General features: G+C 61.9%; 8 protein-coding genes, 1 tRNA gene and 2 rRNA genes (1 of these 11 only partly in view). 9 read left to right on the top strand and 2 right to left on the bottom strand.

The annotated features are described in order from the left end of the window. The 3 genes from ON753_RS20285 to ON753_RS20275 form a co-directional block, all read left to right on the top strand. Nucleotides 1–2310 (top strand): 23S ribosomal RNA (locus ON753_RS20285) (it extends 414 nt beyond the left edge of the window). A gap of 397 nt (nt 2311–2707) precedes the next feature. Further along, a 5S ribosomal RNA gene (gene rrf / locus ON753_RS20280) occupies nt 2708–2822 on the top strand. Nucleotides 2823–3128: 306 nt separating this feature from the next. After that, a tRNA-Met gene (locus ON753_RS20275) sits at nt 3129–3205 on the top strand. Nucleotides 3206–3375: 170 nt separating this feature from the next. Here the strand turns inward: ON753_RS20275 and ON753_RS20270 are convergent. Then, entirely contained in the window at nt 3376–3954 is a 579-nt protein-coding gene (locus ON753_RS20270) for a UbiX family flavin prenyltransferase (protein ID WP_265964877.1), read from the bottom strand. Continuing rightward, the gene (locus ON753_RS20265) at nt 3951–5462 is read right to left on the bottom strand and encodes a UbiD family decarboxylase (RefSeq protein WP_265964875.1); all 1512 of its coding nucleotides are present in this window, start codon (nt 5460–5462) and stop codon (nt 3951–3953) included. The genes ON753_RS20270 and ON753_RS20265 overlap by 4 nt, the downstream gene beginning before the upstream one ends. A 133-nt stretch (nt 5463–5595) precedes the next feature. On the opposite strand from ON753_RS20265, the gene ubiT reads away from it, so the two are divergent. The 6 genes from ubiT to ON753_RS20235 all read left to right on the top strand — a co-directional run bounded on the left by ubiT (nt 5596) and on the right by ON753_RS20235 (nt 12488). Continuing rightward, a complete protein-coding gene (gene ubiT / locus ON753_RS20260; protein ID WP_265964873.1) occupies nt 5596–6147 on the top strand; it encodes a ubiquinone anaerobic biosynthesis accessory factor UbiT in 552 nt (183 codons plus the stop codon). Between the two features lie 20 nt (nt 6148–6167). Continuing rightward, nucleotides 6168–7154, top strand: coding sequence for a ubiquinone anaerobic biosynthesis protein UbiU (gene ubiU, locus ON753_RS20255; protein WP_265967216.1), 987 nt, complete (start codon nt 6168–6170; stop codon nt 7152–7154). Nucleotides 7155–7166: 12 nt separating this feature from the next. Beyond that, entirely contained in the window at nt 7167–8093 is a 927-nt protein-coding gene (gene ubiV / locus ON753_RS20250; RefSeq protein ID WP_265964872.1) for a ubiquinone anaerobic biosynthesis protein UbiV, read from the top strand. Beyond that, complete coding sequence (locus ON753_RS20245; protein ID WP_265964870.1) at nt 8066–8452, top strand: hypothetical protein; 387 nt, start codon at nt 8066–8068, stop codon at nt 8450–8452. The genes ubiV and ON753_RS20245 overlap by 28 nt, the downstream gene beginning before the upstream one ends. Nucleotides 8453–8905: 453 nt before the next feature. Next, nucleotides 8906–10144, top strand: coding sequence for an NnrS family protein (locus tag ON753_RS20240; protein WP_265964868.1), 1239 nt, complete (start codon nt 8906–8908; stop codon nt 10142–10144). A 124-nt stretch (nt 10145–10268) separates the two neighbouring features. Next, nucleotides 10269–12488, top strand: coding sequence for a 4Fe-4S binding protein (locus ON753_RS20235; RefSeq protein ID WP_418068002.1), 2220 nt, complete (start codon nt 10269–10271; stop codon nt 12486–12488). The last annotated feature ends 7 nt before the right edge of the window (nt 12489–12495 follow it).

Raw genomic sequence — 12495 nt, 5'->3', positions numbered from 1 at the left:
ATAGCGAACAAGTACCGTGAGGGAAAGGTGAAAAGCACCCCGACGAGGGGAGTGAAACAGATCCTGAAACCGGATGCCTACAAACAGTTGGAGCCCGAGAGGGTGACAGCGTACCTTTTGTATAATGGGTCAGCGACTTAATTTAACGAGCAAGCTTAAGCCGGTAGGTGTAGGCGCAGCGAAAGCGAGTCTGAATAGGGCGCTGAGTTCGTTGGATTAGACCCGAAACCGAGTGATCTAGCCATGGCCAGGTTGAAGGTGCGGTAACACGCACTGGAGGACCGAACCCACGCCTGTTGAAAAAGTCGGGGATGAGCTGTGGCTAGGGGTGAAAGGCCAATCAAACTCGGAAATAGCTGGTTCTCCGCGAAATCTATTTAGGTAGAGCGTCGGATGAATACTCCCGGGGGTAGAGCACTGGATGGGCTATGGGGGCTTACCGCCTTACTGATCCTAACCAAACTCCGAATACCGGGAAGTACTGTCCGGCAGACACACAGTGGGTGCTAACGTCCATTGTGGAGAGGGAAACAACCCTGACCGCCAGTTAAGGTCCCCAAGTTATGGCTAAGTGGGAAAGGATGTAGGACTCCCAAAACAACCAGGATGTTGGCTTAGAAGCAGCCATCATTTAAAGAAAGCGTAACAGCTCACTGGTCTAAATAAGGGGTCCCGCGCCGAAAATGTACCGGGGCTCAAGCCATACACCGAAACTGCGGGTGCATCCTTCGGGATGCGCGGTAGCGGAGCGTTCTGTAAGTCTGCGAAGGGAGACCCGTGAGGGCTCCTGGAGATATCAGAAGTGCGAATGCTGACATGAGTAACGATAAAGCGGGTGAGAGACCCGCTCGCCGAAAGTCCAAGGGTTCCTGCGCAACGCTAATCGGCGCAGGGTTAGCCGGCCCCTAAGGCGAGGCCGAAAGGCGTAGTCGATGGGAATGCAGTTAATATTCTGCAGCTTGTGGGTAGTGACGGATGCCGTGTGTCGTATCCCCTTATTGGATTGGGGGTGCTGCGAAGGTGTTCCAGGAAATAGCTCCCACGTATAAACCGTACCCGAAACCGACACAGGTGGACTGGTAGAGCATACCAAGGCGCTTGAGAGAACTATGCTGAAGGAACTCGGCAAAATGCTCCCGTAAGTTCGCGAGAAGGGAGACCTCACGACGGGCAACCGTTGTGGGGTGGCACAGACCAGGGGGTGGCGACTGTTTATCAAAAACACAGGGCTCTGCGAAGCCGTAAGGCGACGTATAGGGTCTGACGCCTGCCCGGTGCTGGAAGGTTAAGAGGAGGTGTGCAAGCACCGAATTGAAGCCCCAGTAAACGGCGGCCGTAACTATAACGGTCCTAAGGTAGCGAAATTCCTTGTCGGGTAAGTTCCGACCTGCACGAATGGCGTAACGACTTCCCCGCTGTCTCCAGCATAGACTCAGTGAAATTGAATTCCCCGTGAAGATGCGGGGTTCCTGCGGTCAGACGGAAAGACCCCGTGCACCTTTACTACAGCTTCACACTGGTATTCGTGTCGACATGTGTAGGATAGGTGGTAGACGTTGAAGCAGGAGCGCCAGCTCTTGTGGAGTCACCCTTGAAATACCACCCTTGTCGTCATGGATATCTAACCGCGGTACAACAATATCCGGGACCGTGTGTGGCGGGTAGTTTGACTGGGGCGGTCGCCTCCCAAATGGTAACGGAGGCGCGCGAAGGTGGGCTCAGAGCGGTCGGAAATCGCTCGTTGAGTGCAATGGCATAAGCCTGCCTGACTGCGAGACTGACAAGTCGAGCAGAGTCGAAAGACGGCCATAGTGATCCGGTGGTCCCTCGTGGAAGGGCCATCGCTCAACGGATAAAAGGTACGCCGGGGATAACAGGCTGATGATGCCCAAGAGTCCATATCGACGGCATTGTTTGGCACCTCGATGTCGACTCATCACATCCTGGGGCTGGAGCAGGTCCCAAGGGTTTGGCTGTTCGCCAATTAAAGTGGTACGTGAGTTGGGTTCAGAACGTCGCGAGACAGTTCGGTCCCTATCTGCCGTGGGTGTAGGAGAATTGAGAGGATCTGTCCCTAGTACGAGAGGACCGGGATGGACGTACCTCTGGTGGACCTGTTGTGGCGCCAGCCGCATTGCAGGGTAGCTATGTACGGAAGGGATAACCGCTGAAAGCATCTAAGCGGGAAACCCACCTCAAAACGAGTTCTCCCTGAAGAGCCGTGGAAGACCACCACGTCGATAGGAAGCGTGTGGAAGTGCGGCAACGCATGAAGCTTAGCTTTACTAATAGCTCGTTCGGCTTGATCCTCTCATTAGTCAATGTTCATCATCCCAAAAGCGCGAAAGCGCTTTTGAGATCATGGTTTTGTTCTCACGGACGTACGGTCCTTCGGACCTGTCCTGCGAACCACGCGGCCTGACCGGCCGGCGGCCGCTTGGCCTTGCCTTCGCTGCGCTCGGAACTCTTGTTCCCTCGCAAAGCCGAAGGAAAACCAGATCGAAACTCATCAATAATCAGGAATGACCAGTTCTCACCGGCCTCAAGGCTCCAATCCCCCAAGGGAAAAGAGCCCGAACCGCAAGGTTCGCAAGGCCAAGCGGCCGCCGCCCGGTCAGGGCGCGCCGTCCGCAGGCCAGCTGCCAAGCAGCGTACGGCCGTGAGGACAGATCAACACCAGTTTTACGCAAAAACTGCGCTTCGCCGGCCTGGTGGCCCCAGCGGGGAGCCCCCACCCGATCCCATCCCGAACTCGGCCGTGAAACTCCCCAGCGCCAATGGTACTGCATCTTAAGATGTGGGAGAGTAGGTCGCCGCCAGGCCTGCAAATCGCAGTCAATCATCTTCAACCTGTTGCCGCTCACGCGCGTAACGCCCTGCGGGCTGCGCTCCGCGAGGGCGGCCTGACCGGCCGGCGGCCGCTTGGCCTTGCCTCCGCTGCGCTCCGGATCCCAAGTCCCATATCAGCGCAGAATACCGGTCACCCAATGATATACGCTGCCGCATCCTGAAATGGAGCAGCCCCGTTTGCCCGCAGGACCAAAGGTCCGAGGACAAACAAAACAAAAAATGCCGGGCTTCAAACAAGCCCATCCGGGAAACCTCGGTTCCCGTGAACAAAACAATACCGCGGGGTGGAGCAGCCCGGTAGCTCGTCAGGCTCATAACCTGAAGGTCGCAGGTTCAAATCCTGCCCCCGCAACCAAATCAAACAAAAGCCCCTCGGTTAAAACCGTGGGGCTTTTTGCGTTTAGATCAACCCTCATCAAGCCCAGGACACCGGCCACTGCGATGCCGCAGGGAGAATGGGCGCCCTTCTCGGAATTCGGCAGGCGGACGGCATGTGGTTCGAGCCGCTGTCACCCGCGGGTGCCGCTAATCACTGCCTTCCCAGCGGCGCAGGAAGTCGCCGGGATCGATCCCGGCTGTCGCCAGGGCCCGGGCCGCGATCTGGTGGATCATGTCGTCAAGGCTCTGAAGGCCGCAATAGAAGGGCGGCACCGGCGGAGACACGATTGCACCCATGCGCGTTACCTTGAGCATGGCTTCCAGGTGGCCTTCATGCAGCGGGGCTTCGCGCGCAACGAGAACGAGGGGACGCCGCTCCTTGAGCGTGACATCGGCCGCCCGCGCCAGCAATCCCTCTCCCGTGCCATAGGCGATGGTCGCAAGGCTTCGCATCGAGCAGGGGGCGACGATCATCGCGTCCACGGCAAACGAGCCGCTGGCAACCGGCGCGGCGAGATCGGCATGATCGAACTCCGTTGTCGCCAGACCCCGGATTTCGCAGCGAGCGGCCACACCAAGTTCCAGCCCGATGGTGCGCTCGGCCCCCTGGCTTACGATCACGTACCGGTCGATTCCGAGTGTCGCCAGCATACGCAGCAATTCGACGGCAATGGCGGCGCCCGATGCCCCGGAAATGCCCACAGTAACGCGTCTGACCGGTTTCATGGCTGCCCGCTCCCGTCCCGGCTTGCCTTGCACAGTTCCGCGAACAGCGTTTCCGCCCGCGCTTCGGCCTCCGGCGGCATCTTGAGTGTCCGGGCGAAGGGACGGGTTGTCTCGGTTCCCAGCTTGATGGTCGCATCGATGCCGAGCTTTCCGCCCTGACCGACGCACGGGCTGGCGAAATCCAGCTGGTCGACCGCCGTGCCGGTGAGAACGAGAAGATCGCGCTCGGCATCGGACCTTGTTGCCACCGCCCACATCACGTCGTCCCACGAGCGGATGTCGATATCCGGGTCGACGACGATGACATATTTGGTCATCGAGAATTGCGGCAGCAGGGACCAGAAGGCCATCATCGCCCGCCGGGCCTGGCCGGGATAGGACTTGTCGACCTGCAAGACGGCAAACCGGTAGGAGCAGGTCGCCGGAGGCAGGTAGACATCCGTAATTTCCGGCACGGCCTGGCGCAGGATCGGCCGGAAGAGATCCGTCATCGCTTCGCCGATCACCGCCGGTTCGTCCGGGGCCCTGCCGGTAAAGGTCGACAGATACACCGCATCCTTGCGCATCTTCATGGCGCGCAGGTGGAAAACCGGATAATGCGCCGGATCGTTATAGTAGCCGGTATGGTCGCCGAACGGGCCCTCCAGCGCGGTTTCGGCCAGGTTGATCTCACCTTCCAGAACGATTTCCGCGCTGGCCGGCACATGCAAGTCGATCTGATCGCAGGGCGCCAGGCGGGGGGAAGCGCCGTTGAAGATGCCGGCGAGCGCAAGTTCGCTCAGATTTCCGGGCGCCGGAATGACGGCGGCAAGGAGCGTTGCCGGGTCGCTGCCGATGACGACGGCCACCGGCATCGGCCGGCCGGCGTCCTGCCACTGCCGGTAATGCTGCGCGCCGCCGCGAAACGGCAGCCAGCGGATGATCGCCGTGTCGAGTCCCAGAACCTGGATGCGGTAGATGCCGAGATTGTAGGTCCTGGGATCGTCGGATCCCGGCGGCCGGGTTACCACCATGCCCCAGGTGATCAGCGGTCCGGCGTCGCCCGGCCAGCAGGTCTGGACGGGCAATCGGGTGAGGTCGGCGGCGACCGGCTCCAGATCCTTGCTCGCGGCAACCCGTTTCGGCCGGACATTCAACCCCGCCTTCGCCATCGGAAGCAGCTTGTGCGCCTCGCGCCAGGAGCTCGGCGGCTGGGGAGAGCGCAGGGCCGCCAGGAACAGGCCGAGATCCGGCAGATGTTCGGGATGAAGACCAAGCCCGTTGGCCACCCGCTTGCGGGTGCCGAACAGATTGATGAGCAGGGGTGCGGCAAAGCCGCCCTCCTTGCCGTTGGTCGGCGCGGTAAGCAGCACGGCCGGTCCCTGGCGTTCGATCACTTTCCGGTGCAGGGCAGCGGCGTCCAGATGCACGTCGACGGGCGTATCCAGTTTGCGGAAGTCGTCTTCGCTCTCCAGAAAGGACAGGAAAGTCCGCAGGTCAGCGAAGGAAGGCAGGTCGCGGCCGGTCATGAAGCTGCCAATTGGAGAAAGGGGGCGAAGTCGAAGTCCGCGATATCGGAAAAACCGACGAGGCCCCTTGATCTTAGTCAAGTCCTGACCCGGCGGTTCTGGATTACGGTCCGGCACGGAAAGCGAGCCCGGAATGTCCAGACCGTCTTCACCCCTCTGCCTGCCGCCGATGGTTGCCCTGCTGATTGCGCCGCTTCCGCGGCTGCCGATGGAGGCCCTTCTGTCCCGCTTCATCAGGCGCCTGGTGGCCCGGCGGCCGGATCTTCTGCGCCGGCTTGGCGCCGTCGTCCAGGTGCCGGTCGCAATCGTGCCCGACGACTTGCCCCATGCGTTTCTGTTGTCGCTCGATCCGTTGAGGTCGAGCGTGCGCATCTGCGACAAGACGAGGATTTCTGAGGCACAGGCCGTCGTGCGGGCGCCCTTTCTCGTGCTGCTGGGACTGCTTGACGGCACTTATGACGGCGATGCCCTGTTCTTCACCCGCGACCTGCGCATCGAAGGCAGAACGGAATATGTGCTGGCGCTTCGCAACACTCTGGAAGAGGCGGATTTGAACCCAGGTGAGTTCTTCGGCCTGTCGGGAACATCCGCGCGCTGGATGAACGAACTCAGCGACACGCTGCTCACACAGGCCAGGGCCTTCGCGGCAAGGTCGGTCGCTCAGCCGGAACGGGAGCGGTCATGAGCGGCGCGGCACGGAACCAGATGGAACTTGTCTGCCCGGCGGGAACGCCGTCCGCCCTGCGCGCCGCCGCCGATGCCGGGGCGGATGCGATCTATTGCGGCTTCGCCAATGAAACCAATGCACGCAACTTCCCGGGCCTGAATTTCTCCGCCGACGAATTGTCCGAAGGTGTCGCCCATGCCCACCGCAAGGGGGCAAAGGTTCTCGTCGCCATCAACACCTTTGCCCGGGCCGGGGACGTCGGCTTGTGGAAGCACGCGGTCGACGATGCAGCGGCCTGCGGCGCCGATGCGATCATTGCCGCCGACATCGCCGTGCTCGACCATGCCGCGGCGAACCATCCGGGCACGCGTCTGCACCTGTCCGTCCAGGCCGCGGCCAACACGCCGGAGGCGATCCGGTTCTATGCGGAAGCTTTCGGCGTCAAACGCGTCGTCCTGCCCCGTGTCCTGACGGTGCCGGAAATCGCGGCGCTCAACCGCGAAATCGACGTCGAGACCGAGGTGTTCGTCTTCGGCGGCCTGTGCGTCATGACCGAGGGGCGCTGCGCGCTGTCCTCCTACGCCACCGGAAAATCGCCGAACCTCACCGGCGTCTGTTCGCCGCCCGACCATGTCGACTACCGGGAAGACGAGAACGGCCAGCTGCTTGCGCGTCTGGGCGGCTATACGATCGACCGATTCGAGAGCGGTCAGGCGGCCGGTTATCCGACCCTGTGCAAGGGACAGTTCAGCGCCCGCGGGCAGACCGGCTATCTGTTCGAGGACCCCGTCAGCCTCAATGCCTTCGAACTCCTGGACGACCTGGCAAAAGCCGGCGTGACGGCGCTCAAGATCGAAGGGCGGCAGCGCGGCAAGGCCTATATTGCCGGTGTCGTCGGCGCCTTTCGCCGCGCACTCGACAGTCTCGAAAGCGGCGGCGATGCCGGTCCGGCTATTGCCGCCCTCAACGCCTTTTCCGAAGGCGGCCGGCAGACATCGGGCTCCTACAAGAAGACCTGGCGGTAAAGGAGGCCGGATATGTCCGCAACAGAACATTCTCTCAGTACCCCTCTGGAACTCTCACTTGGTCCGTGCCTGTTCAACTGGTCCGCCGAACGGCTTCTGGAATTCTACCGGCGGATAGCGGCGGAAGCCCCCGTCGACCGTGTTTATCTCGGCGAGGTCGTGTGCGGCAAACGCATGCCCTTCAACGATCCCGTGTGGCCCGAAGCGATCGACATTCTGGAAAAAGCCGGCAAGGACGTTGTGCTGTCGACCCTCGCGCAGCCGGTCAACAAGCGGGAGCGGCAGATCCTGCGCGAACAGGCAGGCTATGATCTCGCCATCGAGATCAACGACATGTCCATGCTGCCCGCCTGCTCCGGGCGGGAGTTCGCGGCCGGTCCCCTACTCAATGTCTATAACGAAGCCACCCTGGCCTTTCTCGCGGAACGGGGCGCGGTCGCCTGGTGTCCGCCGGTCGAGCTGCCGCTGGACGCGATCCAGAAAATCGCCGCGCTCGTGCCGCAGGTGGAAGTGGAACTGTTCGCCTTCGGCCGCTTGCCGCTGGCCCTGTCGTCGCGCTGCTACCACGCACGGGCGCACGGCCTCAGGAAGGATTCCTGCCAGTTCGTCTGCGACCAGGACCCCGACGGCATGGATGTCGCCACGCTGGATGGCCGCAGCTTTCTGGCGGCGAACGGCATTCAGACACTGTCCGACGCCTGCCACTTCGCCGGCCTTGCAAGCGGGCACCTTCAGGCGCTCGGCGTGCGCCGCCTGCGCCTGTCGCCCCACACGGTCGACATGGTCGAGGTCAGCGGCCTGTTCCGGCGTTTTCTGGACGGCGCGATCGATGCGGAAGAGTTCGAAACCGGGCTCGGCGCACTGGACCTGCCCGGACCGCTCTGCAATGCCTATCTGTCAGGAGAGGCGGGATGGAAGAGAACAGTGATCCCGGCGTAGAAACCGACGGCCCGGCAATGAGCGATCGCGGCCGGGATTTCATGGAGCAGATCCACCGTGTCCTCGACCGGCTGGACATGCCTTGCGCTTGTAAGGACGAGTTGGACCGCACGATCACCGCCATCGAGGCCTGGCGCATGCTCAAACTGCGCAGGGAATTGACCGCGAGCATCGAGGCGGACTACGCGCAGCTTGTTTCCGGCGTCGCCTTTCTCTCCGATCTAGGTCAGATCGACCGGCAGCATCTCTCGGCTCAGGAAATGTCCGACCATGCCGAAAGCCTGAAGTTCCTCGCCGACCTGTCCGACCGCTGCGCGCGCCGCCTGAACGAGCTCGCAAGGATCACCGGGCAGGATTGAGCGCGGAATGGCCTGCCCGGCCCCCTGGATTGCGAAGAACCACTCCTCAGGTGTCACCGTGGGCGAACGTAAGTGAGACCCGGGGCCAACGCGTGCCCATAGCCTTGGAAATTTGTGCAGGAAGGCTCGACCACTGTTTCGCGGCTGCTTCGGCAAGCGGGTCAGCGAGTGGGTCCCGGCTCTGCGCTGGCGCTTGGCCGGGATGACTTCCGTGGGTGTAATGACTTGATGTCGCCTATCCCTTCAAGACGCCGAACGCCGTATCATTGTCCCGGGTCAGCCGAAACACAGTGGCGATCCCCACCGGCAAATCTGATCCGCGCAAAGGTTTTTTGCAAAGCTTGACGTTCGTCAAGTCGCTTGGCCCCAAGGACCGCGAGTATGGCCGCAGACTGGACACTGGTGGACTCAGATCCCGGTGTCGAACTCCCGGCATCTTTGAGGCATGGGCATATGGCCGAAACTTTTCATCTTTCCACCCGTCGGACCCCGGCGCGGTTTCTGACGCTCTTCACCGCAGGCTTCCGGTTCTATTTCCTGGCTGCGGGAGTGTTCTCGGTGTTCGCCATGCTGACATGGACTCTCTGGCTCGGGTTGCTTGCCGCCGGTGAGAGTGTCGGAACTCTTCCCATGCGCATGGCTCCGCAGCTCTGGCATGCCCATGAAATGGTCTTCGGCTACACGGTCGCCGTGATGGCCGGTTTCTTCCTGACCGCGGTCCCGAGCTGGACCGGAACCAAAGAGGCACGGACGATCTTCGTGACGGTCAGCGGTGCCGTCTGGCTGCTCGGGCGCTTCGCGGTCTGGTTTTCTGGTCTGCTCGATCCAATCCTGGTCGCCGCGGTGGATCTTCTCTTCGTTCCCATTCTCGCCACCAATATTCTCGGCCGTCTTGCGCGCAAATCGCAAGCCCGCAATGCTGTATTCATCGTTCTGCTGGGCGGGCTGTTCCTCGCCAACCTTCTGATGCATCTCGACTGGATCGGTTGGACGGAAGGAACCGCCCAAGCCGGCGTCCGGCTGGGGGTTTTCCTCAGCGCCGCGATGATCGCCATCATCGGCGGGCGGGTCGTTCCCGCCTTCACCCGCAACGTTCTGCAGCGGGAAGGCTATCTCGGATCGATGCCGCGCTCGCATGTCTGGCTGGAGCGGTCCGGCATTCTCCTGTCCCTGCTGGCGGCGGTCGCGACCCTGCCCTTTGTTCCGGCGCCGGTGACCGGTGTCCTGTGCCTCGGGGCAGGGGCCGTGAACCTGGCGAGGCTGGCCGGCTGGAAAGGCTGGAGGATACTCAACAGCCCCATCCTGTGGGTCCTGCACGCCGCCTATCTGCTGCTTGCCGCGGGCTACCTTCTCTACGGACTCAGCCTGACGTTCAACCTCGTGGACGAAACCGCCGCGCTTCACCTGCTCGCCATCGGCGCAGTCGGCGGCATGACCCTTGCCATGATGACGCGCGCCTCCCTCGGCCATGCCGGCATGCCGCTGAAGGTCTCCCGCCTGATCGTCCTGGCCTATGCCGCCCTCATTGCCGCCGCGCTCACTCGTGTCTTCGGGTTCCTCGCCTACGGCTATTTCGAAGTCATGCTGCTCGCCGGAGGACTGTGGGTTCTGGCATTCGGCCTGTTCGCCGGCGTCTATTTTCCGATCCTGTCCACTCCGCGAGCGGAACGGCAAACCGGAAAAGGCAGATGAAACAAGGACGTGGCCACTCGTGCGAGCCTACCGAAAAAAACTATTTGTCCACACTTGATCATCATCAAAGCGGGCAAGGCTGTAAGTCGCGATAACGAGCTCAAGAAAAAAAACGGAGTGCACTGTGCGACCCCTTGCCCACCAACTCTACCTGAGAGCGATTTTCTGCGCCCTGATCATGGTGACGTTTCAGATCTTGCAGACGTTTCCGGCACAGGCTGCCGACGCTCTGGTGTCCCGTTTTCTGGATAAGGTCGAGGCTGGCGAACTGGTTCCGGGCGCGGATGCGTTCGGGACGCCGCGGGAAGACGTCGCGGTCGTTCCGGCGCTGAAGGACGGAACGCCGATCGGCTGGGTTTTCCTGACATCCGACTTCGTTTCCACCACCGGCTATTCCGGCAAGCCCATCCACACGCTCGTTGGCGTCGACGAAAACGCGGTGATTACCGGCGTCCGGCTCGTCAAGCATTCCGAGCCTATCGTCCTGATCGGCATACCGGATGCGAAAATCCGTGCGGTGACGGAAGGCTATGCCGGTCTTGACCTCAAGACAGAAGCCGAAGGCGGCGGGTCCGCGCACGAGCTCGACATCATCTCCGGCGCTACCGTGACCATCATGGTGATCGATGATTCCATCGTTCGCTCGGGCATCAAGGTTGCGCGGGCCCTCGGCCTCGGCGGCCTCGTTCCGCAAGTTGCCGACAGCGGTCCGCAGAAGGTGATCGATCCGGACAAGCAGGAAGTGCGCGACTGGATGAGCCTGACCGGCGACGGTTCCGTGCGCCGGATGTCTCTCGACGTTGCGCAGATCAACGAGGCCTTTGCCGCCCAGGGGGATCAGCGCGCCATTGCCCGTCCCGAAGCCGGTCCGGATGACGAGACCTTCATAGATCTCTATCTCACCCTGGCGGACGTCCCGTCCATCGGCCTGTCCCTGCTGGGCGAAGCCGAATACGCCAACCTCAAGAAGCGCCTGAAGGAAGGCGAACACGCGCTCATCGTGATGGGCAGGGGCCGCTATTCCTACAAGGGATCGGGCTATGTGCGCGGCGGCATCTTCGACCGGATCCAGCTGATCCAGGACGATATGTCCGTCCGCTTCCACGACCGCCAGCAAAACCGCGTCGGCGAGATCGCCGCGGACGGCGCCCCGGCGTTTTCCGAGATGGACCTCTTCATCATTCCCGCCGATGCCGGTTTCGACCCGGCGGACGAATTCCGCCTGCAGCTCCTCGTGCAGCGCGCCGTTGGCGCGATCGACAAGGTCTTTCTGACCTTCGATCTCGGCTACAAGCTGCCGGACACCTACCTGAAGACCGTCGCACCGGCAGCCGGCGCGCCCGGCGCCGCGACGACCACCGCCAATGTGAGCGCCGACGACGACGGTGTCCGGAAACTCTGGGAACGGATCTGGGCGGACCGCAAGATGGATATCGTCATCCTTGCAGGCGCGATCGGCGTGTTGTCCCTGGTCTTCTTCTTCCAGATGCAGGTCACCCGCAACGAACGCTTCACCTTCTGGTTCCGCATCGGGTTTCTCACCTTCACGCTCGTCTGGCTCGGCTGGATCGAAAACGCCCAGCTGTCCGTCGTCAACGTTCTGGCCTTTTTCTCGGCCCTGACCAGCGACTTCAGCTGGAATGCCTTCCTGATGGACCCGCTGGTGTTCCTCTTGTGGTTCTCCGTGGCGGCTGCGCTGCTCTTCTGGGGGCGCGGCGCCTATTGCGGCTGGCTCTGCCCCTTCGGCGCCCTGCAGGAGCTGACCAACCGCCTGGCGAAACTGTGCCGGATCCCTCAGATCGAAGTTCCCTGGGGCCTTCACGAACGCCTGTGGCCGATCAAGTACATCATCTTCCTGGGTCTGTTCGGACTGTCGCTCTATTCGCTCGATGTGGCCGAGCACTATGCCGAGGTCGAACCGTTCAAGACCGCAATCATCCTGAAGTTCCAGCGCGCCTGGCCCTTCGTCCTGTTCGTCGTGGTGCTGCTGGCCGCGGGGCTGTTCATCGAGCGGTTCTACTGCCGCTACCTGTGCCCGCTCGGCGCGGCGCTCGCCATCCCGGCAAGGCTGCGGATGTTCGACTGGCTGAAGCGCTACCGCGAGTGCGGCAATCCCTGCAACCGCTGCGCCAAGGAGTGCATGGTCCAGGCCATCCACCCGGAAGGCCACATCAATCCCAACGAGTGCCTGTACTGCCTGCACTGCCAGGTTCTGTATCAGCACGACCAGAAATGTCCCGTCTGCATCAAGAAGCTCGCGAAGAGACGCCGCTTCGAAGTCCAGACCGGGCTTGTGAAACCGGAAACCGAGGCCCGTAAGGCCAAGCCGGTCACAGCCGAATAACCTTCAA

It is taken from the genome of Roseibium salinum (assembly GCF_026240905.1).
Lineage (GTDB): Bacteria > Pseudomonadota > Alphaproteobacteria > Rhizobiales > Stappiaceae > Roseibium > Roseibium salinum.
This window is presented reverse-complemented; position numbering and strand designations above follow the sequence as displayed.